A 26,399-nucleotide genomic window follows, 5' to 3' on the forward strand; every position below is an offset into this window, starting at 1 on the left:
TTTTCGGCGACCGGATGCTGATCGCCAACGCCACCGGCTGCTCTTCTATTTATGGCGGCAACCTGCCCACCACCCCGTACTGCAAGCGCGGGGACGGACGCGGCCCGGCCTGGTCGAACTCGCTCTTTGAGGACAACGCCGAGTACGGTTTCGGCATGAGGCAGAGCGTCAACAAGCTGGCCATGCAGGCCGCCGAGCTGCTGGCGCAGGCCGCTGCCGAAGGCTTGGTGAATCAGGAGCTTGCCGACGCGCTGCTCACGGCATCGCAGAAGACGCAGGATGAGATCGAGGCCCAGCGCGGCAGAGCACAGGCCACACCGCCAGGCCGAGGAAGGGGCTGTTCTGCACAGCCGGATAGCTGCTCCAGCTGCTCTTACTCGTAGGTCACGACTAACTGCGCCGCCTGGCTGGCCGCGCCTTCATACGCTTCAGCGGTGCGCTCGCCGGTGCCCGTGATGATGATCGCCATGCCGTTGTTGGCTGACCAGCCGCTGCGGTTGACGATCTCCTGCACGATGTCCTTCAGGTCAGGGGTGCGCTGATCCGCGCCTGCTGCGCCGACAGTGTTCCAAGCCGCCGGTGTCCACGACACGGAAGCCGTGGTGGTCGGACGGCTGCTGACGTTGTTGGAGGCCGTGGTGAAGGTGGCCGCATTGTCAGCAGCCTGGCCTTTGATGGTCAGCGTGGTTGCGCCGGAGTTCTTCTCATCCACGGTGAACTGAATGTAGGCGTTGGTGATGGTCGCGCCCTGCGGAATGCCGAGGTTGGCGAAGCGCATCCCCACGTACTGATTGCCGGTGGTGGTTGTGTCATAGACCAGCTCCAGATCAGAGCTGTTCAGCGTCACCACGCCGTCGGTCTGCTGCTGCTCGGCATCGTCGCTGCCGGTTGCCACCCGTGCGGAAACAGTAGTGCTGCCGCCGCCCGCCGCGCCGTTCATGGAGATCGGCGAGGAGATGGCCTCGTCGCCGTCCTGCTGCGTGACCTTCACATAATAGTAGTCGCCTGCGGCGGCGGTCACGTTGCCGGTGATGACCGGGTGCGCCTGATTGGGATTCCACGTCTGGGCAACCGCGCCGTTCTTGATCAGCTGGACAGTGGTGAAGACCTCGTTGTTGCCGTCATTGGCCTCGATGCGCAGGGCGTGGGTGCCGGGATCCAGCACTGAACCCATCTCCGCGCCAGCCAGCGTGAAGGAGAGGGTCAGGTTCTTGTCGAGCGTGGAGAACATCCGGCGGGCCTGCAAGGCCTCCATGATTGCGGCGCGGGTCTTGGCGGTGGCCAGCACGGCCAGACGGTAGTCGGTGTCCGTGCCCCAGGTGGCCGTATGGTTGTCGTCGCCGCCTGCCGCGCCGATGTCCCAGCCACGGGAAATGGCCTCGTCAAAGAAGCTTTTGCTGCCGTCGTTGGTGTAGTAGCCGTCGTTGTAGTAGTAGGTGTCGAAGTCGTCGGCCTTGTTGAACAGCTCCATGCCCACGAACTTGTCGGACGGCGTGGTGGCGAAGTGGCTGAACTCCCGGCTCTGGCCGTCCTCGCGGCCTGGATGGTTGAAGAAGGCCACGCCGCTGCGGGCATTCAGCCAGGTCACCAGCTCCGGGAAGGTGTCGGTGGCTGTGCTGCCAGATGTGCAGTAGTCGTCCGTGCCGATCACGGTCACATGGCCGTAGTTGCCGCTGGACGACCACTCAAAGCCCCACAGGGCGACAAAGCTGCCGTCATTGTTGTACGAGTTAGCCGTGCTCTTCAGGTCAGTCCATTCGGTTGAGCTGATGCCGGAGTCATGATCAGCCAGGCTGAAAAAGTCCAGCCCGGCGGTGTCCCGCGCATAGGCATACGCCTGAGCAGGCGTGCCGGTGCCGTCCGAGACGTTGGAATGGTTGTGCAGGTGGCCGTAATAGACGTTGTACGCCGCCATTGCCGATGACCCGCCGAACAACACGCCCATGCAGGCACCCGCCAGAACAGAAATCCCCAGTTTGCTGCAGCTCTTTTGCATAGCCTTGTCCTCTCTGAATGATTGAAGCCGTCTGCTGCCTGATCGCAGCAATGCCGAATCTAAAAAGGACAGGTTCGCCTTTGATAAAGAATCCATGAGATTTTGATGAGGGACGCAATCACCCGCCAATCCGCGACATCCGTCCGTGGCAGCCGCCTTCCTGCTCGCGCAGCCGCTCTTCCATGCGGTGGCCCTGCGGCTTGCTGCGGACAGCGGCCAGCAAGGTTTCGCAGATATCCTCATCCGAGCAGCCCCGGCGCAGGACAGCGCGGAGATCAGTTTCCGCATCGTGGAGCAAACAGGCGCGGAGCCGTCCTTCCGAGGTCAGGCGGAGGCGGTTGCAGCGGTCGCAGAAATGATGGCTGATCGGGCTGATGAAGCCGATTTTGCCCTTCGCGTTTTCGCCCAGCCGAAACATGCTGGCCGGGCCGTCCGTCTCGCTGCGCGGCACCGGAATCAGCTCGCCCAGATGGCTGATCCGCTCCTTGATTTTGTCAGAGCAGAGATAGGTGTCGCGGTTCCAGCGCGATTGGGAGCCGACCGGCATGAATTCGATGAAACGCACATGCAGGCTGGTGTCGCGGGAAAGGCGGGCGAACTCTTCCAGCTCGTCGTCGTTCACGCCGCGCATCACCACCATGTTCAGCTTGACCGGCGCGAAACCGACGGCCTGCGCCTTTTCAATCCCCCGCCAAACTTGGGCGAAGGAGTCTGCGCCGGTGATTGCCGCAAACCGCTCTGGCTTCAGGCTGTCCAAGCTGATGTTGATCTTGCTGATTCCGGCGGCCTTCAGTCCTTCCGCGTATTGTTCCAGCAGCACGCCGTTGGTGGTGATGCGGATGTCCCGCAGGCCGTCAATTTCGCCCAGCCGCTCGACAAAGCCCATGATGCCCTTGCGCACTAACGGCTCGCCGCCGGTCAGGCGCAGCTTAGTCATGCCAAGGCTGACCGCCGCCCGCACCACCCGCAGCAGCTCTTCGTAAGTGAGCAGCGCGTCGTGGGCAAGGCAGGGCGGCTGGCCCTCCGGCGGCACGCAGTAGATGCAGCGCAGATTGCAGCGGTCAGTGAGCGAAAGCCGCAGATAGGAGATGGTGCGGCTGAAGAGGTCGGCAGGAGCGGCAACGCTTTTTTGCGAGGACATGGCTGGTTTCAGTTGACCTTGATTTGTGTGTCACGACCCGGATGATTGCACTCCGGTTTTTTAAACAATTCTGGAGATCAGATTTTAAATTCCGTGCCGTCTCATGCAGCGGTCAAGAGCGGAGCGCAACATCTTCGGATATAAGAATTTACGCGTAACAACAAGGAGATCATCGATTAGAAGCAGCAGGGATGTCCGCAAGTTAATCACAACCGCCTCCTGACAAGATGTGAGGATCGTGTTCCAATATACGGCGCAGGCGAATAATTTTCAAAAATTCTAAGGCGTTTCCACTCGCGGACTGTGTCCTTGCTGATGCTGTATTTTACCGCCATATTTTATTCAGATAGCTTTTCCTGTTGAATTTATTTGCAAATATACGAATTCGTCCGCGCTCATTTGTGCAGGCTGATGTTCATGATGGCAAACCGGACTGTTCATGTTCTGATAAAATGCCGCTGTTCCGCTCCCAAGCTCTGAATAACGGCCAGCTCTTTTCTGGTATATTATCATCCGGGTCTTCAGCAGTGCCAGTGCAAAAAAGAAAAAGGACGGAACCAGCTCGGCTCCGTCCTTTTGATGCGGGACGAACAGATGTTACAGCAACAGCAGTTTAGCGGCTTTTTTTCTTAGGCGGCTTCATGCCGCTGCCGTGGCAGCGGGCGCAGCTACCTTGATCAGTGGCAGCAAAAGCGGTGAGGCCGTCGTGGCAGGTGCCGCAGTATTTGCCTTTCTCAAAGCTGCTCATGGTGAAATCGCCCGCCGCTTTGGCCGAGCCGCCTGCCTGCTCAAACAAGCTGGTGTGGCAGTCAGCGCAGCCGAAACCCACTTTGTTGACATGAAAGTCATGACTGAAGCGGGAAACATCAGAAGTTGGCATGGCTGCGGGCGGAGCAGCAGCTTGCTGTTGCTCCGCTGAGGCAGGTGCGCAGGCTGCGAGTTCAAGGGCCAGTACTCCCCTGAAAACCAAGCTCTTTGCTGCCATGCCGAGCTTCTTATTCGTGCTTGCTGCTGATTTCATTGCTGCTCATGCCGCGTGGCAGATCCGGCGGCAGTTCAGGCTTGACGGGATTAAAGCGGCGCACCTGAACGGTATGGGGATTATGACACTCGGTGCAGGTCCACCACCGTTTTTTCCCACCCACTTTCCATTCGCCCGTGCGCTTGCCGTGGAGACCCGTCCGCCATTTGCTGTAGGTGTCGCCGTGGCAGCTGCCGCAGAGCTTTTGGGATTCATCAAAGCTGACCTCTTTCTTACGGCGGTCAACAAGGGTGTCGCGGTTGGCGGTGTTATGGCAGTCCAAACACCAGATTGCGCCCCGGCCATGCTGCAATTTTGTGGCATCACTGACGATGTCCTGATGCATTTGGAGCTGGCGCGGCTCATTCGGTGGAGCGGAGGCTTGATCTGCGCTGGGATGACAGCCGCTGCACTGCATGGTTGTTTTGAAGTGCTTCATGCGGGGCCGGATGACCGCTTGGGCAAAGTCGCCGTCCGTCTCATCGCCGAACTTCGGCATTTCCCCCATAGGCACAGTATCCGTGTAGGGATCGCCGTACCACAGCACCGCGCCGGTGGTCGGTGAGCACTTCACATTGGGATAGCCGAACTTAGGGTTCGCGTTCTCCACCTTTGCAAGATTGGTGGAGTCTTTGATGCTCTCATAGCACTCAACTGATGCAGTGCTGGGCTGGCCTTGTTGCTGTTGCGCTGCTGCCGCCTCAGGCTTGCCTTCTTCCGCCGCCGCCGTGTGAAGCGTCAGCACAACCAAAAGGCCGCAGTACGCCGCTGCTTTTACGTAACTCATTTCGCACCTCCACTTGCTGCTACGGTTTTGGTGTCACGCACCTCGCCGGTCAACACACCAACCGTTCCCTTGAGTACCATGGTCAGCAGTATAAAGCCGGTCGCCCAGACGAACAGGACGTTGAAGATTTCAATCAAGGTCGGATGATATACGGCATACTCACCCAAGGGGGTCGGGCTGAAGGCCGGAAAGATCAAGATAGAGGGTTTTTCTATCAGGACGCTCAGGAAGACTGACAGGCAGATCAGCGGCAGCAGGAAGTTGTAGCTCTTCCGCACCTTGCTGTTGAGCAGCAGGAAGAACTGTAGCACAAACACGGTCATAACTGCCCAAAACCACGGCACATAGGGTTCCATACCGTTGTGCCCCATAATCGCATACTTCAGGGGAGCGGCATGATGGGTGTCTGGATAGAGTTCCGTAAAGAACTCCACCGCAAACATCAGGATGAGGACACCCAAACCCCAGATAATGACTTGGGAAAAGAAGTCAATTACGGAGTCTGCAATTTCCAGTTTGGTGAACTTGCGGATCACCAAAAATATTATGATCACCAAGGCTGGTCCAGCTGAAGCTGCCATGGCTAAAAAGGAAAAGGGCATGAGCGCGGTATGCCATACAGCGAGCCGCGCATTGCTGCTGAGGATGAAGGCGGTGATGATGTGAATGAACGGTCCCCATGCCACGGCAAAGTAGATCAGCGGAGTATAGAACGTGGTGTTTATCGGCTGGTCGACATAGTGTTTGTACAGATAATAGAAGACCGCCACAGCGTTAAGAACGAGGTACACGTTCAGCACGATGATGTCATAGGTAAGCACCGAACTGGGAAAGTTGAAGATGCCTATCCCAGGAACCGCGTGCCACGACCGGTCTGGCCGACCCATGTGGTAGAGGATGAAGTTGATGCCGATAATCACGAAGACCATGGCGATGGCCTCGCCGATGACGGCCAGCTGCTTCATATCTTTACGCTTGTAGATATAAGCAGGGGTCACCACCAGCACTGCCGCCGACGCTATGGATGGACAGTGGATAAAATTGGAAACGAACAGCTCCCAAGAGATTTGGTCTGTGGCTCCGGTGACGATAAGGCCGGTTGTCATCTGTATGTAGGTGGTGACAAGGCCGACAATCGCAAAAAAGGAAAGGAAGAGCAACCAGCCGTAATAGAGTTTTCCTCCTTTGACGGCATAAAGACAGAAGTCGCGGGTGAAGGCTATGGGCTTCTGGGAAGAAGAAGCGATTTGCTGTTTCATGGTCATTATCAATACCTCTCTAATCCATGTAATAGAAAAATTTTGGATAGGTGCTGAACTCTTCCTTGAACCGGAACACCTTCTTGGTTGCCAAAACCTTCCTCACTTCGCTTTCAGGATCAAGCAGGTTGCCGAACTTTCTTGCACCCACAGGGCAGGCTTCCACACAGGCCGGATAGCGTCCATCTCTCACCCGCTGCAAACAGAAGGTGCATTTTTCCATGACCCCGCGCATACGCGGACGGTTGCCCAGATAATGGGTCTTGGGATTCATGTCCTCGTTCGGCAGCACCGGCTCGCCCCAGTTGAAACGGCGCGCCCAGTATGGACAGGCCAGCTGGCACATCCGGCAGCCAATGCACCAGTTGTAATCAATCACAACGATGCCGTTGGGATCCCGATATGTTGCCCGCACTGGACAGGCTCTGACGCAAGCCGGTTTTTCGCATTGCTGGCACTGCACCGGAAAATAAAAGGCATTGTCTTCCGGCACCAGCTCCGGGTTGTAGTAATGCTCGGCATCGCCGGAAATGCCGACAGGTTTATCGGCATGGCCGCCGGCTTGGATGCCGTAGTCTCCCAAGGGACTGCTGTCGGGAAAACCCTTGTTCCAATTTCCCAATTCAAAGGTTTCAGTGCCTCGCTCCATCCGCAAGACCCGAATCCACTGAATTTTGGGGTCACGGGATTGATTGTTTTCTCGAACGCAGGCTTCAACACAGCGGCGGCAGCCTATACATTTGGCAATGTTGAGCGCATAACCAAAGAGCACGCCCTCTGGGGCAGGCGTGTTAGCCACTGTGACTTCCTTGCCGAACTGTTCTTTGTAGCGTTCTTCCAAGCGGGCAATGGCCTCTTGCTTTTGCTCGTCACTCATCAGCTCAAAGTGCCCTTGCAAATGCTCGGCTATGCTTGCGGCCTTGGCCGCAGCTGCCGGGGCTGCTGCTGTCGCAGCGGCGGCAATGCCCAGCTTTTTCAGGAAATCGCGGCGGGATTCTTTCACCGTACCGTCGTCCTGTTCATCAACTATCGTTGTTTTATCTTCTGACATTGTGCATCGCCTCCGTTATGGAATAGGAATATCCTCAAGACACCGTCTGATGATGGTTGCGCAGGAGATTGTCCAGCATCTGCTGCTTCTCTTCCTCGGTCATGATGAGCAACTCTTTGCCGCTCATGGTCTGCTGCTGCCGCAAATCCTCCTCGGCGGCGTGGCTGCGGACGTTCGACCCTTCGGCTTTTTGAGCGGATTTCACAACCGCCGCTCCAGTCAGACCGGCAGCCGCCACGACACCCAGCGCAGCCGCAGCCCGCTGGAAAAAGACCCGTTTGGCGGCAACCACCTCGTCCTGCTTTTTCCCACTCACCATCTGCTCTTCAGCCATAACAGCCTCCTTATTTTGTGTTGCAAATTACGTTGAAAAACAATTTTTTAATGTATATCAGCGCAAATACCGTCACGGTGTTCACAGGCACAGAATTAACAACGTCAAAAAAGGGGAGATTAAACTGCAAACCACGCGAGCCGTCAAGGAAAAAAGCTGCCGTCGCAGGAAAAAGAAGAACTTGGCAGCAGAGTCCGCTGCATGTTGGAGGGGCCTAACTGACAACGGGCTGCGGGAGGAGCCTGACCAAACAACAGGGTGGGAAGAAAAGTGATGGGGAAACTGAAAGTAAAAAACGAAGAAACAATTTTGTTTCTTCGTTTTTGTCGCGGAGCGAATGCAGGAACTTTTCAGTACGAAAAGCTGATGGACATGCCGCCGTAGAAGGTGTTTGGATTTTTGTCGCCCAGTTCACTGCTCCGGGCCGCCGCGTCAGTCTCTAAGGCATGAGACCATTGCAGCTCTGGTGTCACCTTCAGGAAATTGCCATACGAAACCGGCAGATTGAAGGACATGCAAACGGCCTGCCCATTGTTGTTCTTGTCCTCATTCTGCAAAGCAGGTGCGGCGACCAGCATGGTTCTGGAATCAACGCCTAAGGCAACGCTGTCGCTGACCTTGAAATCCTTGGCCAGATTGAACGTGACATACCACGGCTTTTCACCGCTCTCGTGCAGGAGATTTTTGTTGTGCTGACCGTCCAATCCGTCGAGCAGAACTGCTCCAGATTCCGGGCTGTTTTCCGGGGCGGTGTACAGATAACCGGCAGAAAAGCCAAGCCGCCCTTCAGAGCCGTTGTAGGACAAGGTGATGTCCTGCCCGTCAATCTGACCTTGCTCGGCGAAGATACCTTTGAAGTTCTTGGCCGATTCATTCAGCGACAAATCAACGCCGCCCGCAGAAGTGCTGTTCAATCTGCCATACATGTCAGCCGCCAACAGCAGGCTGCTGACCGCCGCGCCGCTGTCGCTGCACTCAGCGATGCAGACCGACGACGGCTGGGCCGCCAAAGCCGGACTGCTGCTGACCAAAGCCGCAAGCAGATAAACGCAGTGTGTTCGAGTCATGTTCTTCATCTCAAAAGAATTAAGACCTTCCCCTGCCAAAAACAGATGCAGGTCTTCTGCATTTAGTATAGCTTTGGCCAGCGGAAATGACAATGCAAAAAGCTGTACCTGCCGCAAAATATTTTATACCACGATGACGGCAAACTTCAGCCCAAGCGGCCCTGCGCAGCGATTGCGGCGGCCAAATCGTCAATCGTGTACCGCTCCGGCTGGATGTCCACCTTCAGGCCTCGCTTGCGCACCGTCTCCGCCGTGACCGGGCCGATGACCGCGATTTTGACCGGATCAAGGAGCTGATGCAGTTCCGCCTCGTCCTGCGCGTCCACCATGTCGAGAAAGTTGGTGACGGCGGAGGAGCTGGCGAAAGTGACCACATCAATACCGCGCTCCAGCAGGCGTTTGCGCAGCTCATCCTTGCGGCCCTGCGGCGGCACGTTCTGATACACCGGCGCGACCGTGACAGAACCGCCCGCGTCTTCCAGCAGCTCCGGCAGCGTCTCCATCGCCTTGAGAGCGCGGGGAAGCAGGAAGCGTTTTCCCTGCGCTTCGCCAGCGGCAATCAAAGCTTCGGCCAAGCCTTCGCCGGTGAATTTTTCCGGGATCATATCCGCCCGCAGGCCGTATTTGCCGATTTCATCCGCCGTGGTTTTGCCCACCGCGCCGATTTTGCAAGGCGCAAGGGCGCGGCTGTCCAAACCTTTCTCGTGCAGCCGCTTGAAGAAATACGTCACCGCATTCAGGCTGGTGAACAGCAGCCAGTGGTATGCGGCCATGTTTTCCAACGCCGCATCTATGATGCTGCAATCCGCCACCGGCTCGATGTGAATGGTCGGATATTCAAGGCATTCCGCGCCGTATTCCTCCAGCTTGGAAACTAATTCGCTGGCCTGCTCGCGGGTGCGGGTGACAGCGATCCGCTTGCCGAAGAGCGGACGGTGCTCGTACCAGTCAATGATGCCGCGCAGTTTGACCACCTCGCCGACAATCACCAAGGCGGGCGGAGTGATTTTCGCCTGCGCCACCACCTCGCTGATCGTCGCCAGCGTGCCGACCACCGACCGCTGCTGCGGAGTTGAAGCCCAGCGCACCACAGCCACCGGCGTGTCCGGCGAGCGACCATTTTCGATCAGCTTCTGGCTGATAAGCGGCAGATTTTTGATCCCCATATAAATAATGATCGTGCCCGCGCCGGTCGCCAGTTTGTCCCAAGCGATATTCGATTCCTCCTTCCCGTCCGCCTCGTGGCCAGTGACAAAGGCCACCGAAGCCGTGTAATCGCGGTGGGTTATCGGAATGCCCGCATAGGTGGCAGCAGCAGTGGCCGAGGTCACGCCCGGCACCACTTCAAAGGGAATGCCCGCCTTGACCAATTCTTCAATCTCCTCCGCGCCCCGGCCAAAAATGAAGGGATCGCCGCCCTTGAGCCGCACCACCCGCTTTCCGGCCAAACCCAGTTCGACCAGCAGCCGGTTGATGCCCTCCTGCGGCAGGGTGTGCTGATTGCTTTTTTTGCCGACATAGATCAGCTCGGCCTCGGCAGGCGCATGAGCGAGCAGCTTGACGTTGGCCAAGTGATCATAAACCACCGCTTCGGCCCGTTCGAGGAGGAATTTGCCGCGCAGCGTGATCAAACCAGGGTCGCCCGGCCCTGCGCCGACGAGATAAACTTTGCCTTTTTGGGATGCAGATTGCGTATTTTTCACGGTTTGTTTTCTTCTGTAGTTACTGATTTTAAAGTTTTTTCGGGAAGTTTTTTAATTTCAGGAAGCATTTCTTCAATGTTATTTTTTGAAAAATCAGGCAATTTATTTTTAATTTCACTTGGAGATGTTGATGAGGGGAAAAATTTTAGACCTTTGTCGATAAGGACGTTCAGTTCATTGATGCAGAATTTGACTCGTGAGATATACTCTTGATTGTTTTTTTCCGCGCCTGCTTCAAAAGCTATTTTAGCTGCCTGTTCTTCTAATAATCTTCCATTTTCATCAAGAAGTTGTTTGCTGAGATTTTCGTATATGTCGTTTGAAATCCTTCTGTTCCTGATAACTTCAAGAGCCTCTTTGTTTTTGATGTATTCACGATGTAAGTAAATAACAGAATATACAACTGACACAACAACACTTGCTGCTTTTGCTGAATTAAATACAACCTCTAACCATTCTGACCCAGTGTCAAAATTTTGCAGGCGTGTTTCACCTTGGATAAAATCATTCACAAGCAGCTGATCAAATATTTTTCCTAACTTCTCTGATATATAGGCTGTATCTTTCAAATCATTAATCTTTGGAAGTTTAATGCTTATGGAATTTTGATCTTGAACAGGAAGTACCGCCGAAAGAACCGCTGTGGCAATATTTAATTTGTTCTGTAGCTTGATAGACAATGAGTTAAGCCTGCTAGATATATCTTTACTTAAAGCAACAGAATCATCATGAGTTATAAAAATAGTTCTGTTAATATTTTTAATATCTTCAATCTCACTCTTGAATGCTCCTGTATTCTCTATCTGTTGTATTGCTATACGGAAACGAGATATCCCTTCAACACGTCTGTTGTTACTATCGTTTGTAATTCCAGATTCTACTAAAGCAATGTCTTTTGAATATTGTGAAAACACCGCAAGAATGTCCCTCAGTCTCATTGCTATTTCCTCTGAAAATGAATAATTTGTTATAAATAAGGCGAGCTATTAAAACTCGCACTTCCTTCCTGTATGCGGGCTAAATAATTTTCACCCCGCATACACCTCATCCAAAACCGCTTTTCCGCCTGCTGCAAGCAACTTCTCAGCCAAAATTTTGCCGATCTTCGCCGCCTCTGCAACCGGCCCGGCAAGCTGCTCTTTAAACACCTTCTCGCCATCTAAGGAAGCAATAAGCCCGGTCAATGTCACCGTATTGCCTGCAACAGTTGCAAAGCCGCCAATCGGAACTTGACAGCCGCCTTCCAAGCGGAGAAGAAAGGCCCGTTCCGCCGCCACAGCCGCTGCCGTGTCCGCATGATGCAGAAACTGAAGTCCGGCCAGCAAATCGTTGTCCGCTTCGCGCAGCTCAATGCCCAACGCGCCTTGGCCAATGGCCGGGAGCATTTGCTCCGGGGTAAACAGGGCCGTGATTCGCTGCTGCATTCCTAGCCTGTTCAATCCCGCGCCTGCAAGGATGATCGCATCATACGCGCCCTCATCTAATTTGCGCAAACGAGTGTCCAAGTTGCCGCGAAGATCATGAATTTGCAAATCAGGGCGGATTGCCGCAAGCTGCGATTTGCGCCGCAAACTGGAGGTGCCAATAGCCGCGCCGTTAGGAACTTCTGCCAGAGTCTTATATTTCACCGAAATAAAGGCATCAAAAGGCACCTCACGTTCCGGCACAATCGCCACATGCAAACCAGCAGGCAGCTCGGCAGGCACATCTTTCATCGAATGCACAGCCAAATCAACTCGTCCGTCCAAGAGCGCATCTTCAATCTCTTTGACAAACAGCCCTTTGCCGCCAACTTTCGCCAGCGGCACATCAAGAATCTTGTCGCCTTTGGTGATAATCTTCACCAGCTCCACTGTGGTTCCAGGATGCTGCCGTTCAATTTGCTTTTTCACCCAAGTGGATTGCGTGACAGCCAGCAAACTGGCGCGGGTGCCGATGCGGATATGTTGTTTCATAGCAAGATGGTTTATGAAATTGGCTTATTTCAGCCAGAAGATGAAATCGTCCGCGTTGCGCTGCTCCCGCGCCGCCGGAACATGTTTGGGAATGCCGACAACGCAGCCGGACAAAGCCCATTTATTGGGCGGCAGGCCGAGCAGCTGCATGAATTGTTTGTTGTTCGCCAGTCCGCCGGTGAGAGAAAGGAGCTGCAAGCCGACTCCGTGCGCGGCTGCGGTCAGCCACATGTTTTGCATCACGTGCGCCAGGGACTGCGCTTCAACGGCAGGAAAGCCTTTCTGTTCTGCGGCCACAATCAGCGAACCTTCGCACAAACTTGGAATGCCTTTCTCTGCCGAAGCCTGAACCCGCCCGGCCAAGGTGCGCATTTTCTTGCTGAAGACCGCCGCAAGCCGCAGTTTGAACGCGCTGCGGCGAAGATGCTCCTGAATGATTTCCTGCGCCTGCGTCATGGCCGCTGTTTGCTGCCGGAAGATGAAAATCCGTCGTATCTCCTTGAACGGAATGCCGGTTCCGGCAGCATACGGCGCATATAAAGCAGATTCCACGATCTTCCGCAAGGTTTCATCCGAAACTTGGCCGGAAAAGCTGCGGATCGAACGGCGGGCGCGGATGATGTGCTCAAGGCTGGAGATTTGTTCTATATCAGACATGCTTCTGGCCCGAAACCTGTGTACGGTCTTTTGTACGGCGGATGATAAGCAAGAACAATGTCTTCTTTTGGAACACCAATCTCTGCCAACTCATCCGCAATGCCGGTTTCCGTGCCGTCATATTGAATCCAGATTTTTCCATCCTTGATATCCAGATGCAGAGTGCAGCCATATATTCGTTCCTTATCGTGCCAGCCAGCATGAACAAGCTGGTAATGATCGTGTTCCGTGTCAAAAATCTGCTGCACTTCAGTGTCGCCGTATGCCGAAGGCGTGCTGTGGCGGTTTATCACCTCTTTGATGCATTGACGATAACGGTCTATCTTTTCCGCGCCTTTTTCTGCTGCAATCAGATTTTCGGCTCCCAAGTCAATCTCCATGCCAATTCCGCCGACCTTGATGGTTAATGGATCATGAGTGACTGCCCAGCCTTCTTTCTTGAGGGCATTTTTTACGGACTGATGAAATAAATCTTTTGCTGCCATTTTTATATTATTGTTATGAAAATCAATCTGCCGCACCAGCCGCCAGCTCCATCATTTGATACACAGCACCAAACACCGCCGCAACATCGTCAATCAGGGCGCGGCTCAGGTTCCGCGTGAAGATGTTCTTTGTCAATTTGCCGAATTGCCAGACTTCCGCATCCGTGACAATGCCAAACACCGGCTGTTCTCGGCAGCTATTCAGATTTTGCGCAGCCACCAGCTCGGCAAGGCATTGGCCCCAGCCTTTGGTGAAATTATTTTGCTTGGCTTCTGCAATGAGAACAAGAGGAAAGCCGAGGACATTCTTGCCGAGTTCAGAGCGGCGGGCGATGATGTAATCCGGGATGCCGGAAAGCCGCGCATCTGTGGCCACAGCAATGGCTTTGTGGCTCCAGAGCGCGTAATCCGCGACAAAGGCTTTGCAGGCTTCCCGCAGCAAAGGAAAAATCACCGCTTCGCAGCGGGAAGCTTCAGAGCTGAAAATATCAAAGTTGGTCCGGCTGAATTCAAAATCCTGAAGAAATGCGTCTGACGGCATTCTGGGCGCAGCGTGCAGAAATTTCTCCTCAGTATACATGATGCTGTATGCTTTCTGCACTTCATCTGGCGAGTTAAAATCTGTAAAGGACATTTTTATTTAACTATTTCTTCGTTGTTATCTATTATTGCCTTTTTCTTGCCTTTCATAAGCCAACCTGCTATTGGTATCACGATAGCAGTCCAAAGCCACTGATAATTTTCTTTTAAAAAATTGTATATTTTTCTAAAAAATAAAAATGACATCTTTTGGTCTTTTTCCTCTCCGCCGGAAATTCTATATGCTATTTTATCTGAAAGCACAGCTATTGATTCTGACACATTAACAATATTTGTATTTACATCTATTATCTGTATAGAAATTGAAATTAAATCATCAGCATATTCAGTTTTACCAACAAAAAGATATTCACTGCTGGCAATTTTTCCAACTTTTAGTGCCTGCGCTGGTTCCATGAGCATGGTTTCTTGCAGCTTAAATTCATTCAGGGTTAACCTAATATGCCTTCTGTCAACAATTTTAATATTTTTATTCTTCAAGAGAAATGGCAAGAGTCTCTGTGCGGCATAATTACCAAGATTTGTTTCTTTTCCTTGGAAGTCAGTGAAATTTTAAAAGGCTACTGTTTTGTTTCCAATTTTTTTATATATTTCATCCGATAGTTTATCGGCAAAAAATCTTAAACCTTCTTCAAAAGGTTGAATTTCATTTTCTTTATTTAAAGAGAAAAGGTATACGATAAGAAAAATTGCTGTTATCCATCCTGAGATAGCAAAAACAATCAGCAACCATCTTTTTTTAGAATCGGTTAGTTCGAACTTCATTGATATGCCCAAATGGTATCTTTTTTTTGTGAAACACCAAAATATATCAAACATCCCCCAGCCTGTCCACAACCGCCGCCGCCAGCAACGGAATCATCAGCTCATGGTGGCCGGTGAAATTGAAGCCCTTGCCGCCTTCGAGCGTGGGCCGATGCACCACGTTGGTTGCGGGCCGATAAGCGCGGATAAAATCAAAATTCGCAGTGGTGAAACGCTGCACCAAATGACCAAGATTGCGTACGACAGTCAGGGCCTTGAGGAAGACCTCTGGCAGCAGCACCGCTGAACCGAGATTGAGATACACGCCGCCTTCCAGCCCGCTAACTAAGCGGCAGAACACGCGGAAATCGTGGTGGCTGCACTGGCCGATGGCCGCGCCGTCCGCCGCCGGATGAATATGAATGATATCCGTGCCCATCGCCACATGCACGGTCACAGGAATGCCAAGCCGCCGCGCTTGCGCCAGCAAACTCTGGTCGTTGAAAGGAAAATTCTGCTGAAGCAGGGCATTGCCCACCGCTTCGCCCAGACCAATGCCTTCTTTCGCCCCTTGGTTGATCGCCTGATTGAGAACTTCGCCGGTTTCCCGCGCTGCGCCAAAGGCACCAGCGCCAAGCACATTGGCAACTTCCTCGGAAGTGCGGCCAACCATTGCAATTTCCGCATCATGGATGATACCCGCCCCGTTCAAGGCCAGCGCAGAGATAATCCCGCGCTCCATCAAATCAATCAAAATTGGTGCCAAGCCGACCTTGATCACATGTGCGCCCATGCCGACCAACACAGGCCGCTTCTGCGTCACCGCTGCGGCGATACGCTCCACCAGCTCTGGAAAATCCTTGCCTGCCAGCTGCTTGGGCAAATTAGCGATCAATTCCCGCACCGTCATGCCCGGTTTTACAGGCTGGGCAAAATCCGCCACGGTCACTTTGGAGTGCCGCCCGTGCAAGGAATAGGTGTTGAGGCCGCTGAAGTCGAGAGGAGGAACTGAAGGCATGATTTTTTCCGGGTCAGACTGCGCCGAACAGCGTTTTTTCAACGATCTCGCAGAGCAGATGCTCAATCCACAGGTGCGCTTCCTGAATGCGCGGCGTGGAGGGAGACGGCACATTCAACAGCACATCGCAATATTGCACCACGCCATTTGGCTTGACGCTCAGGCCGCCGGTCAGCCCTGCGGTCTTCAGGCCCAGCTCTTTGGCAGCGGCCAAGGCCTTGACCACATTCGGCGAAGTGCCGGACGTGGTGATGCCGAGAGCGACATCGCCGGGCTTGCCAAGTGCCTGCACTTGCTTGACAAATATTTGTTCATACGAAAAATCATTGCCCACCGCCGTAAGAATGGACGTGTCAGTGGTCAGGGCGATGGCGGGCAGCGGCGCACGATTGATCAAGAAGCGGTTGACGAATTCCGCCGCCATGTGCTGGGCATCTGCCGCGCTGCCGCCGTTGCCGAAAATCAGCAGCTTGCCGCCGCTGCGGAAACAGGCGGTTATCATATCCGCCAGCTCGATCAGCTTGCCGGAGGATTCTGCGGCAAAGGCATCTTTAGCCCGTTTATTTTCCGCAAGGCTGCTTTGAATTAAGGCTGCTGCGTCCATGTTTGCTCCCTGTCAGTTTTGTTATTCTTCTCACTTCGCGGAATCAATCATCTGGATAATCTTCGCTTCAACCTCGCTGGAGATGTGCGTTAAAGCTGCTTCCTGCGAAAGCATTGCCAGCATGTGCGACGGCCTGATGGTGCCAATCTTCGTCGTTCCGTTTTCAGTGAAAACAGAAATGCGGCAGGGCAATGCCATGTTCAGGCGCATGTCCGTGGCGAGCACCTTGCCAGCTTGCACAGGATTGCAAACTTCAAAGATTTTACAGTTCTGGTCAAAGGCAATGCCCTTACTGCGGAGCGTGCTGCCCAAATCGTGGACATGCAGCACACCAAAGCCATGCTGCTTGACTGTCGCTTCAAGGTCTGCGGCAGCTTGGTCGAAGGGTTTGGTTGTTTCGGTTATGTAGTACATGTAATACCTCCATTTTATGGAAAACACACAACGCCTTGCTCACTGGAAAATTAGAAGTACAGCGAATAAATTATCCGAAGATAATGATGCATATTACGGTTTTTTATACTTATCAAAGTAGTTTATTAGCCTGTTTGATTGTTTAGCGAACAATATAGCTTGGTCAATCGTAATTGTGGAGTCTGGTTCATGTACCGCCCTATTTCTTATTTTCCTTAGCTCATTAAATATTTTCATTCCCTCAGCATTCAAAACACGTTTCTTGGCTAAAAAATCATTGATTGCCATATGATCATCACTATTTAAATAGAAATCGCTAAATTGATCTTCATGAAGCTTCTTCGCAGATCTAAGGATATCAATCCAGTACTCAATAATTATCGCTTTAGGAGAACTATCTTTCTTATTAATTTTTGGCTCAAAATCTTTTTGGTCTGAACCAAAAGCTTTTGGAGAAGCTCTGTCAATTTCAAGGGTTTTTCTAGAAAACTCCATTTCAAAGCCTCCATTTTTAACCTTGTTTAGATTGTTAAGTATCGAAGATAGACTTTCAAGTATCGGAATTAATGAGTGTTTGAACCTAAAAGCCAACAAAACGACTACTGCTGGCCAGGCCAAAGAATCAACTATTTTTGATATAAGCTCTATCAAGTTCACGGTTATCTCCAATCATAAAATTAACCAGCTTTGCCTATCCTGCAAAATTGCGTGATAAGCAGAAAGTTGGTTCAACCAATCGATCACACCAAAGGGCGAAGCAACCCAGCCCGCCCCTTGCAACAACCCGCCCTTACACCAACTTGCCCAATATCTCCGCCGACACCTCCTTAATCGCCTTGGAGCCATCTACGGAAATCACCTTAGCCTTGCCGCTCTGCTTGAAGTAGTTCACCGCCGCCATCGTGCCGGTCTTGTCGTCGTAGTAGATGTCATGCCGCTTGCCGATGGCCGCTTCATCCTGATCATCAGCGCGGGCACTCAGCTCGCCGCCGCAGACCCGGCAGACCAGCCTGCCGTCCTTCTCCACCGGCTTGATCGCCGCAAAGGCAATGTGATTCGGGTGGTTGTTGTCATTGGCGCAGAGGCGGCGGCCCATGATACGCTCCTTGGCAATCTGCCGCTCCAGCGTGATTTCCACCACATAATCCAAAGCCATGCCGGATTCAGTCAACGCCTTGTCGAGGGCTTTCGCCTGCTCCAGCGAGCGCGGAAAACCATCCAACAGCCAGCCTTTGTCCTTGGATTTTGCCAAAGTCTCCAGCACCATCGGCACGGTGATCTCGTCCGGCACGAGGTCGCCCCGGTCAATGTAGGCTTTGGCCTTCTTGCCCAGCTCGGTGCCGCCTTTGATGTGCTCGCGGAAGATCGCGCCGGACTCAATGTGATCTAAGCCGTACTTCTCTTTGACGATTGCGCCTTGAGTGCCTTTGCCGCTGCCGTTGGGTCCGAAGGTGAGAATGTTCATGACTGCCCTCTCTATATAAGGATGAATATGGGATGAAGGGAGGCGCGCTCCCTGTCTGCGCGTGTTCGTGGCGGAACTCAACTATACTCCAGCCCTGTCGCCAACGCCAGCGGAAATGCGGCGCATCCTTTTGACAACTGCGGGCAAACAGGGTACAAACAGGGGCGACATGCTCTTCATTCCCCTTTCGCACGAGACTCTGCATCATGAACAATGTGAACGTCGGCCTGATCGGCTTCGGCACCGTAGGCAAGGGTTTGGCCGAGGCCCTGCGCCGTCAGCAGGAGCGCATCGCCCAGCGCAGCGGCCTGCGCATCCAGCTGACTAAAATATACGCCCGCTCCTTGGCCGCGCTGCCGCCTGCATACGCCGCCGCCGAACTGACCAAAGACGCGGACGCAGTCCTCAATGACCCGGACATCCAGATAGCAGTGGAGCTGATCGGCGGCATAGAGCCAGCCAAGACCTTCATCCTCAAGGCGATTGCTGCGGGCAAGCATGTGGTCACGGCCAACAAGGCTCTGCTCTCGCAGCATGGCAGGGAGATTTTCGCCGCAGCAGCAGCCAAGGGTGTGGAGATCGGCTTTGAAGGCAGCGTGGGCGGCGGCATCCCGCTGATCAAGACCCTGAAAGAAGGGCTGGCCGCCAACGAGCTGCTTTCAGTCACCGGCATCCTCAACGGCACGGCCAACTACATCCTCACCCGCATGACCGACGAGCGGCTGCCCTTTGCCGAGGTGCTGCGGGAGGCGCAACGGCTGGGCTTTGCTGAAGCTGACCCGACCTACGACGTAGAGGGCATCGACACCGCCCACAAGCTGGCGATTTTGATGAGCATCGCCTACGGCATGAACATCAGCCCGGAGCAGATCGCCACTGAGGGCATCAGCAGGATTGAGCCGGTGGATATTGAGTTCGCCCGTGAGTTCGGCTGCCGGATCAAGCTGCTGGCCGTGAGCCGCAGCGTCGGCGGGGCGGTGGAGGCGCGGGTGCATCCGACGATGGTGCCGGAGTCGCACCTGCTCGCCTCAATCAGCGGGGCGAACAACGCGGCGGAGTTCTGCGGTGACCTCTGCGGCAGCATCATCCTCAGCGGGGCGGGAGCAGGCAGCCTGCCCACCGGCTCGGCTGTGGCGGCGGATGTGATCGATATCGCCCGCAACATCGCCGCCGGAGCTGTCGGGCGTGCGCCTGCGCTCGCGTGGTTGCCGGAGCACATCATTGACCGGCCTATTGCGCCGCTCTCAGCCCTGACGTGCCCCTGCTACCTGCGCATCACTGCCCTTGATCAGCCCGGCGTGCTGGCCAGCATCGCCAGCATCCTCAGCCAGCACAGCATCAGCATTGAGTCGGTGCTGCAAAAGGGCCGCAAGGAGAATGAGCCGGTGGCCGTGGTCATCCTCACGCACACGGCCAAGGAAGAGGCCGTGGCCGCCGCTCTGCGGGAGATTGACGCGCTCGACACCGTGGCTGCGCCGACGGTGCGGATCAGGATGCTGGAGGAGTGACAACCTTAACCTGCTGAGGCAACAGCATGGCATCATTGTCTATCCATTTACCAGCAGAGCAGGGAGCTTCCTCAAACACAGGCGCAGAGTGTGCCCGATTTCATTGAGTTCCTCATGGAGAAGCTGCGCCGGAACGATTGCTATGACCGGCCTGCGTTTAGCTGACACCAACATCGTCCTGTACAGCATCGGCAAGGACAGCAGCAAGAAGGAAGCAGCGCGCCCGCTGGCTGCGGCACGCTCTGCTCAGAGGACAGGCAGCATGGTCAGGTGATTGACGGCAGCCTGACCATCGTCAATCCGTTGGAGCTTGCCGCGCTGCTTAATTTCAAAAAAAGTAAATAAGCCTTGACTTCTTTCTTGCAGGATGGTTTTGTATGCCCATTGGAGGCAGTTTTTTTAATTTTTTTCTCTGGAGGGAAATATGAAGTCGTTTTTAGGTCTTGCCGTCGCAATGCTGCTGGCGGTCTCTGTGCTTTTTGTCGCCGCGCCCGATGCCGCGCAAGCTAAGGGAGTCAGCCGCAGCAAAATGGAAGCCATCAAGATCAAAGCGGATAACGCGCTGATCGTGGTGGTAAAGCAGAAAGAAAAAGAAGCGCACAAGCTGCATTGGAAGCATCTGCACAAATATGCGATGGACAACGCGCTGCTGGCTGCATATTATCTTCAAGTGCTTCAGCAGGGTGAAGAGGTTTTTGAGGATGACGCAAATGCCTGCGATTCTGTTGCCGGAATGCTGCTCAATGCGGTCAGCCTGATCAGCGCAGGGCATATAGACAGAGCAAATGGCGTGATTGGCAGAATTGAGGTGAGGATGGGAAATCTGCCTATCGCCCGCGCCGCTGCGGTGATCCAGATCAAATTAGATGTCAAGCATGGTTCCCTCAATCAAAATGACATCCAGATCATTGTGATCAATACGCGCAAGAATGACGGTAAAGTCATCATTGTAGTTACCGGTGGCGGCAATGGTAATAATAACGGTGGTGGAAATGACAACGGCAATGGCGGTGGAAATGGCGGTAATAATGACGGCGGCGACAATCAAGATGTAGATTGCAAGGAAACGGCTAAAGTAGAAATCAGCCGTGCCTGTGTTGCTGGAAAGCAGACTGCCAGCATTGAGGTTACTGTCACCTGCAAGAACAGAACCTACAAGAAGAGCATCACCCGTGATGTTGGAACCTGCTGCATGATAAATGCCGATTGTCATGAATTCGATGATCTCTGCATGACTGGCGAGTGCAGACAAGGTGTTTGCTGGTATACCAAGATTATCAATCCAAGTCCAGCTACTCCGAAGTGCATGAAGTAATGGCTGATGCTTACAGCCGCTGAGAGAACTGAGCGGCGCAACGCAAAAGGGGCGGAAAATAAATTCCGCCCCTTTTGTATTTTAGACCAGCTCCGCCATCACGGTGTTGGCCAGCAGCAGGCCTTGCGCGGTCAGGCGCAGATGGCCTTGTGTAATTTCCAGCATTCTCAGTCTGATAAGCCGGGCCAGCGTTGCGCCGTAGTATGCTTCGGCATCAATTCCGAAACGGCGGCGCAGCTCCGTCAGCGACACGCCTTCTGTCATCCGCAGGCCGATCACCACGCTTTCCCGGAAGGAGGCTTCCGGTTCCAAGCGTTCCTCTTCCTGCCAGACGCTCTGCCCGCTTTCCATCCGGCGGCAGAATTCCGCCACATCAGCCACTGCCGTGCGGCGGATTCCTGCGATTGAGGAAACCGCGCTCGGCCCTAAGCCGAACCATTCGCCGTTCCGCCAGTAATTGAGATTGTGGCGGCATTCGCAGCCGGGCTGGGCATAGTTGGAAATCTCATAGCGATGCAAACCGGCTTGGCTGACCATTTGCTGTGTTATTTCGAGCATCCGCAGCACGGTGTCTTCATCCGGCAAATGCAGCCCGCCGCGCTCCTGCTGCCGGGCAAAGGGCGTTCCTTCCTCAATCGTCAGCTCGTAGATGGACAGATGCTGCGGGGCCAAGGCTAATGCTTGCGCTAAGGTGCCCTGCCACGTTTGCAGCGTCTGACCGGGCAAGCCGTACATCAAATCCAAGCCGATGTTGCTGAAACCAGCCTCGCGGGCCAAGCGGACGGTCTGCGCCGCATCCGCCGCTGTGTGCGGTCGGCCAAGCTGTTGCAATTCGTTATCTTGAAACGACTGCGCCCCGATGGACAAGCGGTTAAAACCTGCCTGCCAGATGGTTTTTAAGGCAGACAAATCAACCGTGGCCGGATTGACCTCAATGGAAATTTCCGCGTCTTCAGTGCAAGAAAATTGCTGGCGGCATTCAATCAGCAGGTGCCGCAACGATTCCGGCGGCAGCATAGTTGGCGTTCCTCCGCCAAAGAAGATGCTGGTCAGAGGGCGTTCAGAGGAAGATTGGCGCAGTTGCAGGGCGACAGCGGCCAGATAGCGGTCAAGATGCTGGCGGCCCGGCAGCGAATAGAAGCTGCAATAGGCGCATTTTTTTAAACAGAAGGGGATGTGAAGATAGAGACCGATATCGCTCATGCCCCTATTGTTGGAAAAAATTAAACAGGTTCAAAGGCATGAAGAGCTAAACTGGGGAAGCGGCATCTTCCCCAGTGTGAAAGGCGGTTCAGCGGCGCAGGGTCAGCATTTCCTGTCTGAGCTGCCGGAATTCTTCCCGCATCTCTTGTCTGAGCTGGGCCAGAGTTTGCGGCGGAACGTGGCCGTCAGCATCTTCCTCATGCTGCCCGCCGTGCAATATTTGGCTGAAAAAGTTTTTCTGCCATGACGTGTACTGGCTGATCAGTTCTGCCAGCGCGGACGGCTCTTCCGCCTTGTTCAATCCGGCAGCCAGCTCCTGCACGATTGCCGCGCTGGCTGCCGTCTGCGGTGCCTTGGCAAGCAAAGCCGAAGACGTGTCGAGCAAGTCGAGCACGATCGCTTGGTGCGGCGGCAAAGACGACGAGCTGCGGGCTGCGGCAGCCAGCTCAGATACTTGGCGGAGATGATGCTGAGAAGGAGTGGACGGCAGCGCGGCAGCCACAGCAGCGAGCGAGGAGAATATCTCGGCCACATCAACCTCGTCGGCACGTTCTTCCGGCCCAACGATGTTGTCAGCTTCATCTTTCTCCTCAACACTGGCAAAAGGATCTGCCAAACTGTCTTGGCCGAACAGCAGCGCAGTCCCGCTCTGCTCCTCATATTCCTCCCCCAGCAGGAGATCGTCTTCCGGCTCGCTTCCGCCTGCTGCCTCCTCGGCAGGTTCTTCCTCCATTTTCAAGCTGAACAGCTCATCCTGCTCATCATCGGCAAGAAGTGCGGCGGACGTTGCTTCTTCCTCAGCCGCAGGCAGCTCTTCCTCAGATTCTGTGTCGCTGAAGGCAAAAAATTCCTCCTGCGGTTCGTCAGATTTGCTGTCAGCAGCAGCCAGTAAATCGGCATCAGCTTCTTCTGCAAAAAGTGCGCTGTCCTCATCATCCGCAGCCACAGGCTCTTCTTCTTCCGCTTCTGGGTCTAAATTGCCGTCAAAGCCAAAGAAGGCATCATGCTGCTCGTCTGCATCCGCCAGCGCATCATCAGACTCCTCTTCTGATTCCTCAGCAAAAGCACCTGGCAACGCGGCGGCAGTCTCATCGTCTGCATCTGAACTGCCGAAAGCGAAGAATTCTTCGTCTTGTTGCTGCGCATCAGCTTTGCTGTCAGCAGCATCAGCTCCGAACAACGTGTCGCCGCTGCCCGGAGCATCATCATCCAAGGGGGTGATCAGCTCATCAGCCAGCTCTGGCAGTTCTTCCGTAAAGCTCTCACCTGCTGCTTGCTCGTCTTCTGCGCTCGGAACCTCATTTTCAAAGCTGAATAACGTGTCAAGTTTATTTTTGATTTCAGCTGCCCGCGCCGTGTCAATGTCCGCTTCGGCATCCTCAATGGCGACGGCGGGTTCGTTCCGCTCTTCCATGCTGAGGAGACCTGCGCTCAAGCTGAGAGGACTTTCCTCCTCGTCGTCAGCCAAGGCAGGTTCGGAAACGGCAGGCTGGGCAGCCGGAGAATCTGCCTTTTCGTCGTCCTCATCAAAGCTGAAGAAGGAGTCCAGCCCGTCAGCAATTTCATCGCTGTCAGCCGCTTCGTCGCCCGGTTCTTCATCCTCATCAGCCAGAGCAGGTTGAGTATCGTCGGCCTGTTCCAGCTCTGGCCCGTCCTCGTCCACGCCGCCGAAGAGGCCTGCGCTCCGGCTGAGAGGACTTTCCTCCTCGTCGTCAGCCAAGGCAGGTTCGGAAACGGAAGGCTGGGCAGCCAGAGAATCTGCCTTTTTGTCGTCCTCATCATCAAAGCTGAAGAAGGAGTCCAAGCCGTCAGAAATTTCATCACTGTCAGCTACTTCGTTGTCCGTCTCTTCATCCTCATCAGCCAGAGCAGGTTGAGTGTCATCGGCCTGTTCCAGCTCAGGCCCGTCCTCATCTACGCCGCCGAAGAGGCCTGCGCTTAGACTGAGAGGATTTTCCTCTTCGTCTGCCAAAGCAGGTTCGGAAACGGCAGGCTGGGCAGCCGGAGAATCTGCCTTCTTGTCGTCCTCATCATCAAAGCTGAAGAAGGAGTCCAGCCCGTCAGAAATTTCATCGCTGTCAGCCACGTCAGCCGCTTCGTCGTCCGGCTCTTCATCCTCATCAGCCAGAGCAGGTTGAGTATCGTCGGCCTGTTCCAGCTCTGGCCCGTCCTCGTCCACGCCGCCGAAGATATTTGCGCTCAGGCCGAGCGGGCTTTCCTCTTCGTCTGCCAAGGCGGCAGCGACAGGCCGGGCGGACGGAGGAGCTGCTTTGTCATCTAATTCATCGTCAAAATTAAAGAACGCATCAAGCTCATCATCATTATCTTCTTCCTCTTCCTTCGAGACAGCGGCCAGACCTTGATTTTCCTCCTCATCCGCCGAGACCGCCTGTTTTGTCGGGCCGTCAAACAATTCATCATCAAAATGCAGCGAATCCGCAGCAGCGGCAGCAGTTGCGCCTGCTACGCCAGATGATTCATCATCGTCTGTAAAATTGAAGAACGAAGAATCAATATCATCGTCCTCTTCTTCCTCCGCATCCTCATCTTTATCATCAGTCTCCAATAAATTGTCCAACGACAATTTTTCTGGTTTCTTCACCTCAGCCGCAGGCTTTTTCTCTTCTGGCTGAACCGGAACTTTAGCAGCTTTAACGGATTTCTGAGGTTGTTCTTCTTCGTCGCCGAAATTGAAGAAGGAATCAAGTTTTTCATCCAGCTCCACCGCTTTATCGCCGCTGAGTTCTTCTGAAGTCAAACTGCCGGCAAAACTTCCATCCTCGTCTTCATCGGCCAGCGCAGGCTTGACTCCGCCGCCATCTTGGGCAAACAGATCGTCATCAAATTCATCGTCCTCCTCCGAACTGGTCTCCGTTGGCTGGAGGCTCGCCAATGGCATTGCCGCCTTTGGCTTCGCCGCAGGGGCAGCAACGGGCGCAGATGCTTCTTCGGCCTTAACGGAGAAATCATCCTCTTCCTCATCGCCGAAAGCGAACTCCTCAGGCTCCTCATCCGCCTCTGCCGCAGGAGCTGGGACTTCCTCGTCCTCCGGTTCTTCTTCCTGCTCGTCCTCGCCTTCTTCCGCAGGTTTGCTGGCCGCCGACCGGGCGATGACCTCTTTCAGGCTGTTCAGGCTGCTGATCTGCTCAATCAGTATCTGCCGCCGCTGCGCCGCGCCCAAGTCCGGGCTGTCGAGCAGCATTTTCAGGGCATCATAAAACGAGTGCAGAATGGTGAAGGCATCTGGGTGGGATTCTATTTTCTCCGCGCGGATATAGGCGCCCAACGCTTGCAGACCTTGTATCAGCACCTGCGCCTCTTTGTTGTCGCTCAGATGCTTGCGCAGCTCCGCCGCTTCGGTGCTGAATTTTTCCAACCCTTCGTCGGTGACTTCCCATTCCAATCCCAGAATGGTGGCTTCCATGCTGCGCAGCGGCACGGACATCCCGCTTTCCTTTTTTTTCGCAGGCGGAGGAGGTGGCGCGGCAGCGGCTCCGCTTTTCGCAGTTTTTTTCTCCTTGGCCGCTTGGGGCGGGACAGACTTGCTCTCCTGCTGGACTTCTTCGTCTTCGGCAACAGGCGGCTCTTGATCGCCCTTGGCTTTTTTCAGCGCACTGATTTGATACTGGAGCACCTTGAATTTGCGAATGTCCGCCTTCAGCATTGAGGTGACGCTTTCGCCGCTGATATTGGCCGAAGAAATGATTTTCTCAAAATTGTGATAGAGCGTGAGCAGGAGCTTGATAGCGTTGGGATGAGCGTAGGCTCCTTCTGTCCGCATGTATTTGCCAACGTTCTCCATGCCTTGGAGATAAATTTGCGCCACCTTGTCGTCTTTCCACAAGTTGCGCAGGCTGGCCAGCTCCTCGTTCAGCTCGTTGAGAATTTCCTCGGTGATGTCCCAGTCCAGCGACAGGACGATTGATTTCAGACGGAGCAGCGGCGAATCCTCATCATCTGCAAATTCAAAAAGATCCACTTCTCCAGTGTCGAATGACTCATCTGCAAACTGAGTGAGGTCTTCAAATTCGTCGATTGAGGGAGCCATAGTCTTATCCGTCTTATCCGCACT

The 26,399-nt window shown here is 54.2% G+C and carries 27 protein-coding genes and 1 pseudogene; 4 read left to right on the forward strand and 24 right to left on the reverse strand.

Annotated features, from left to right (window positions below; genetic code table 11):
* Window positions 1-383: hypothetical protein (locus ACNKH6_RS03005; RefSeq protein WP_417914068.1), on the forward strand; the 383-nt coding region annotated here is incomplete at its 5' end.
* Here ACNKH6_RS03005 and ACNKH6_RS03010 read toward each other — a convergent pair.
* The 22 genes and pseudogenes from ACNKH6_RS03010 to ACNKH6_RS03115 all read right to left on the reverse strand — a co-directional run bounded on the left by ACNKH6_RS03010 (window position 374) and on the right by ACNKH6_RS03115 (window position 18,301).
* Window positions 374-1,996, reverse strand: coding sequence for a CehA/McbA family metallohydrolase (locus ACNKH6_RS03010; RefSeq protein ID WP_417914069.1), 1,623 nt, complete (start codon window positions 1,994-1,996; stop codon window positions 374-376). The genes ACNKH6_RS03005 and ACNKH6_RS03010 overlap by 10 nt on opposite strands.
* A 118-nt stretch (window positions 1,997-2,114) precedes the next feature.
* On the reverse strand, window positions 2,115-3,137 hold the full coding sequence (gene moaA, locus ACNKH6_RS03015; RefSeq protein WP_417914070.1) for a GTP 3',8-cyclase MoaA: 1,023 nt from the start codon (window positions 3,135-3,137) through the stop codon (window positions 2,115-2,117).
* A gap of 613 nt (window positions 3,138-3,750) precedes the next feature.
* Window positions 3,751-4,158 carry a c(7)-type cytochrome triheme domain-containing protein gene (locus tag ACNKH6_RS03020; RefSeq protein WP_417914071.1) on the reverse strand — a complete coding sequence of 136 codons (408 nt, stop codon included), beginning with the start codon at window positions 4,156-4,158 and terminating at the stop codon, window positions 3,751-3,753.
* On the reverse strand, window positions 4,133-4,945 hold the full coding sequence (locus ACNKH6_RS03025; protein WP_417914072.1) for a cytochrome c3 family protein: 813 nt from the start codon (window positions 4,943-4,945) through the stop codon (window positions 4,133-4,135). Before ACNKH6_RS03025 ends, ACNKH6_RS03020 begins: the two co-directional genes overlap by 26 nt.
* The gene (nrfD, locus tag ACNKH6_RS03030; protein ID WP_417914073.1) at window positions 4,942-6,204 is read right to left on the reverse strand and encodes an NrfD/PsrC family molybdoenzyme membrane anchor subunit; all 1,263 of its coding nucleotides are present in this window, start codon (window positions 6,202-6,204) and stop codon (window positions 4,942-4,944) included. The genes ACNKH6_RS03025 and nrfD overlap by 4 nt, the downstream gene beginning before the upstream one ends.
* Window positions 6,205-6,223: 19 nt before the next feature.
* Window positions 6,224-7,255, reverse strand: a complete 1,032-nt coding sequence (locus tag ACNKH6_RS03035) for a 4Fe-4S dicluster domain-containing protein (RefSeq protein WP_417914074.1) — start codon at window positions 7,253-7,255, stop codon at window positions 6,224-6,226.
* A gap of 34 nt (window positions 7,256-7,289) precedes the next feature.
* Window positions 7,290-7,589, reverse strand: a complete 300-nt coding sequence (locus tag ACNKH6_RS03040) for a hypothetical protein (RefSeq protein WP_417914075.1) — start codon at window positions 7,587-7,589, stop codon at window positions 7,290-7,292.
* Window positions 7,590-7,939: 350 nt separating this feature from the next.
* The gene (locus ACNKH6_RS03045; RefSeq protein WP_417914076.1) at window positions 7,940-8,656 is read right to left on the reverse strand and encodes a hypothetical protein; all 717 of its coding nucleotides are present in this window, start codon (window positions 8,654-8,656) and stop codon (window positions 7,940-7,942) included.
* A 146-nt stretch (window positions 8,657-8,802) separates the two neighbouring features.
* Window positions 8,803-10,359: a uroporphyrinogen-III C-methyltransferase gene (cobA, locus tag ACNKH6_RS03050; protein ID WP_417914077.1), complete on the reverse strand. Its 1,557-nt coding sequence runs from the start codon at window positions 10,357-10,359 to the stop codon at window positions 8,803-8,805.
* On the reverse strand, window positions 10,356-11,297 hold the full coding sequence (locus ACNKH6_RS03055) for a hypothetical protein (RefSeq protein ID WP_417914078.1): 942 nt from the start codon (window positions 11,295-11,297) through the stop codon (window positions 10,356-10,358). The genes cobA and ACNKH6_RS03055 overlap by 4 nt, the downstream gene beginning before the upstream one ends.
* Window positions 11,298-11,387: 90 nt before the next feature.
* Entirely contained in the window at window positions 11,388-12,314 is a 927-nt protein-coding gene (gene hemC / locus ACNKH6_RS03060; protein WP_417914079.1) for a hydroxymethylbilane synthase, read from the reverse strand.
* A gap of 24 nt (window positions 12,315-12,338) precedes the next feature.
* Window positions 12,339-12,971, reverse strand: coding sequence for a nitroreductase family protein (locus tag ACNKH6_RS03065; RefSeq protein WP_417914080.1), 633 nt, complete (start codon window positions 12,969-12,971; stop codon window positions 12,339-12,341).
* The gene (locus ACNKH6_RS03070; RefSeq protein WP_417914113.1) at window positions 12,959-13,324 is read right to left on the reverse strand and encodes a XisI protein; all 366 of its coding nucleotides are present in this window, start codon (window positions 13,322-13,324) and stop codon (window positions 12,959-12,961) included. Before ACNKH6_RS03070 ends, ACNKH6_RS03065 begins: the two co-directional genes overlap by 13 nt.
* Window positions 13,304-13,456: pseudogene (locus tag ACNKH6_RS03075) on the reverse strand (element excision factor XisH family protein); the annotation flags it as partial. The pseudogene ACNKH6_RS03075 and the gene ACNKH6_RS03070, both read right to left, overlap by 21 nt.
* A 22-nt stretch (window positions 13,457-13,478) precedes the next feature.
* On the reverse strand, window positions 13,479-14,036 hold the full coding sequence (locus ACNKH6_RS03080) for a hypothetical protein (RefSeq protein ID WP_417914081.1): 558 nt from the start codon (window positions 14,034-14,036) through the stop codon (window positions 13,479-13,481).
* Between the two features lie 56 nt (window positions 14,037-14,092).
* Window positions 14,093-14,452 carry a hypothetical protein gene (locus tag ACNKH6_RS03085; protein ID WP_417914082.1) on the reverse strand — a complete coding sequence of 120 codons (360 nt, stop codon included), beginning with the start codon at window positions 14,450-14,452 and terminating at the stop codon, window positions 14,093-14,095.
* Window positions 14,453-14,608: 156 nt separating this feature from the next.
* Entirely contained in the window at window positions 14,609-14,821 is a 213-nt protein-coding gene (locus ACNKH6_RS03090; protein ID WP_417914083.1) for a hypothetical protein, read from the reverse strand.
* A 46-nt stretch (window positions 14,822-14,867) separates the two neighbouring features.
* On the reverse strand, window positions 14,868-15,818 hold the full coding sequence (locus ACNKH6_RS03095) for a hypothetical protein (protein WP_417914084.1): 951 nt from the start codon (window positions 15,816-15,818) through the stop codon (window positions 14,868-14,870).
* Window positions 15,819-15,831: 13 nt separating this feature from the next.
* Window positions 15,832-16,422 (reverse strand): D-sedoheptulose 7-phosphate isomerase, encoded by a 591-nt coding sequence (locus ACNKH6_RS03100; protein ID WP_417914085.1) that lies wholly within the window; start codon window positions 16,420-16,422, stop codon window positions 15,832-15,834.
* Window positions 16,423-16,452: 30 nt separating this feature from the next.
* The gene (locus ACNKH6_RS03105; RefSeq protein WP_417914086.1) at window positions 16,453-16,836 is read right to left on the reverse strand and encodes a DUF302 domain-containing protein; all 384 of its coding nucleotides are present in this window, start codon (window positions 16,834-16,836) and stop codon (window positions 16,453-16,455) included.
* 93 nt (window positions 16,837-16,929) lie between these two features.
* Entirely contained in the window at window positions 16,930-17,493 is a 564-nt protein-coding gene (locus ACNKH6_RS03110) for a hypothetical protein (RefSeq protein WP_417914087.1), read from the reverse strand.
* Between the two features lie 133 nt (window positions 17,494-17,626).
* Window positions 17,627-18,301: an adenylate kinase gene (locus ACNKH6_RS03115; protein WP_417909411.1), complete on the reverse strand. Its 675-nt coding sequence runs from the start codon at window positions 18,299-18,301 to the stop codon at window positions 17,627-17,629.
* Between the two features lie 206 nt (window positions 18,302-18,507).
* Between ACNKH6_RS03115 and ACNKH6_RS03120 the strand changes: the two genes are divergently transcribed.
* The 3 genes from ACNKH6_RS03120 (at window position 18,508) to ACNKH6_RS03130 (ending at window position 21,124) form a co-directional block, all read left to right on the forward strand.
* Window positions 18,508-19,809 carry a homoserine dehydrogenase gene (locus ACNKH6_RS03120; protein WP_417914088.1) on the forward strand — a complete coding sequence of 434 codons (1,302 nt, stop codon included), beginning with the start codon at window positions 18,508-18,510 and terminating at the stop codon, window positions 19,807-19,809.
* Between the two features lie 142 nt (window positions 19,810-19,951).
* Window positions 19,952-20,083: a hypothetical protein gene (locus tag ACNKH6_RS03125; RefSeq protein WP_417914089.1), complete on the forward strand. Its 132-nt coding sequence runs from the start codon at window positions 19,952-19,954 to the stop codon at window positions 20,081-20,083.
* Between the two features lie 198 nt (window positions 20,084-20,281).
* Complete coding sequence (locus ACNKH6_RS03130; RefSeq protein WP_417914090.1) at window positions 20,282-21,124, forward strand: hypothetical protein; 843 nt, start codon at window positions 20,282-20,284, stop codon at window positions 21,122-21,124.
* Between the two features lie 81 nt (window positions 21,125-21,205).
* Here ACNKH6_RS03130 and hemW read toward each other — a convergent pair whose 3' ends face one another.
* Both hemW and ACNKH6_RS03140 read right to left on the reverse strand, forming a co-directional pair.
* Window positions 21,206-22,327: a radical SAM family heme chaperone HemW gene (gene hemW / locus ACNKH6_RS03135; protein ID WP_417914091.1), complete on the reverse strand. Its 1,122-nt coding sequence runs from the start codon at window positions 22,325-22,327 to the stop codon at window positions 21,206-21,208.
* 88 nt (window positions 22,328-22,415) lie between these two features.
* A complete protein-coding gene (locus ACNKH6_RS03140) occupies window positions 22,416-26,375 on the reverse strand; it encodes a hypothetical protein (protein WP_417914092.1) in 3,960 nt (1,319 codons plus the stop codon).
* Between the last annotated feature and the right edge of the window lie 24 nt (window positions 26,376-26,399).

This window comes from Candidatus Electronema sp. JM, assembly GCF_048287415.1.
Lineage (GTDB): Bacteria > Desulfobacterota > Desulfobulbia > Desulfobulbales > Desulfobulbaceae > Electronema.

What these genes read in the sequence shown, in the direction of transcription:
- ACNKH6_RS03055 (WP_417914078.1), bottom strand. Translation starts at nt 11,297, where the DNA reads ATGAGACTGAGGGACATTCTTGCGGTGTTTTCACAATATTCAAAAGAC.
- ACNKH6_RS03125 (WP_417914089.1), top strand. Translation starts at nt 19,952, where the DNA reads ATGACCGGCCTGCGTTTAGCTGACACCAACATCGTCCTGTACAGCATC.
- ACNKH6_RS03020 (WP_417914071.1), bottom strand. Translation starts at nt 4,158, where the DNA reads ATGAAATCAGCAGCAAGCACGAATAAGAAGCTCGGCATGGCAGCAAAG.
- ACNKH6_RS03100 (WP_417914085.1), bottom strand. Translation starts at nt 16,422, where the DNA reads ATGGACGCAGCAGCCTTAATTCAAAGCAGCCTTGCGGAAAATAAACGG.
- ACNKH6_RS03040 (WP_417914075.1), bottom strand. Translation starts at nt 7,589, where the DNA reads ATGGCTGAAGAGCAGATGGTGAGTGGGAAAAAGCAGGACGAGGTGGTT.
- ACNKH6_RS03105 (WP_417914086.1), bottom strand. Translation starts at nt 16,836, where the DNA reads ATGTACTACATAACCGAAACAACCAAACCCTTCGACCAAGCTGCCGCA.
- ACNKH6_RS03035 (WP_417914074.1), bottom strand. Translation starts at nt 7,255, where the DNA reads ATGTCAGAAGATAAAACAACGATAGTTGATGAACAGGACGACGGTACG.
- ACNKH6_RS03065 (WP_417914080.1), bottom strand. Translation starts at nt 12,971, where the DNA reads ATGTCTGATATAGAACAAATCTCCAGCCTTGAGCACATCATCCGCGCC.
- ACNKH6_RS03140 (WP_417914092.1), bottom strand. Translation starts at nt 26,375, where the DNA reads ATGGCTCCCTCAATCGACGAATTTGAAGACCTCACTCAGTTTGCAGAT.
- moaA (WP_417914070.1), bottom strand. Translation starts at nt 3,137, where the DNA reads ATGTCCTCGCAAAAAAGCGTTGCCGCTCCTGCCGACCTCTTCAGCCGC.
- ACNKH6_RS03080 (WP_417914081.1), bottom strand. Translation starts at nt 14,036, where the DNA reads ATGTATACTGAGGAGAAATTTCTGCACGCTGCGCCCAGAATGCCGTCA.
- ACNKH6_RS03120 (WP_417914088.1), top strand. Translation starts at nt 18,508, where the DNA reads ATGAACAATGTGAACGTCGGCCTGATCGGCTTCGGCACCGTAGGCAAG.
- ACNKH6_RS03090 (WP_417914083.1), bottom strand. Translation starts at nt 14,821, where the DNA reads ATGAAGTTCGAACTAACCGATTCTAAAAAAAGATGGTTGCTGATTGTT.
- hemC (WP_417914079.1), bottom strand. Translation starts at nt 12,314, where the DNA reads ATGAAACAACATATCCGCATCGGCACCCGCGCCAGTTTGCTGGCTGTC.
- ACNKH6_RS03045 (WP_417914076.1), bottom strand. Translation starts at nt 8,656, where the DNA reads ATGACTCGAACACACTGCGTTTATCTGCTTGCGGCTTTGGTCAGCAGC.
- ACNKH6_RS03025 (WP_417914072.1), bottom strand. Translation starts at nt 4,945, where the DNA reads ATGAGTTACGTAAAAGCAGCGGCGTACTGCGGCCTTTTGGTTGTGCTG.
- ACNKH6_RS03010 (WP_417914069.1), bottom strand. Translation starts at nt 1,996, where the DNA reads ATGCAAAAGAGCTGCAGCAAACTGGGGATTTCTGTTCTGGCGGGTGCC.
- hemW (WP_417914091.1), bottom strand. Translation starts at nt 22,327, where the DNA reads ATGAGCGATATCGGTCTCTATCTTCACATCCCCTTCTGTTTAAAAAAA.
- nrfD (WP_417914073.1), bottom strand. Translation starts at nt 6,204, where the DNA reads ATGAAACAGCAAATCGCTTCTTCTTCCCAGAAGCCCATAGCCTTCACC.
- ACNKH6_RS03085 (WP_417914082.1), bottom strand. Translation starts at nt 14,452, where the DNA reads ATGGAACCAGCGCAGGCACTAAAAGTTGGAAAAATTGCCAGCAGTGAA.
- ACNKH6_RS03115 (WP_417909411.1), bottom strand. Translation starts at nt 18,301, where the DNA reads ATGAACATTCTCACCTTCGGACCCAACGGCAGCGGCAAAGGCACTCAA.
- ACNKH6_RS03095 (WP_417914084.1), bottom strand. Translation starts at nt 15,818, where the DNA reads ATGCCTTCAGTTCCTCCTCTCGACTTCAGCGGCCTCAACACCTATTCC.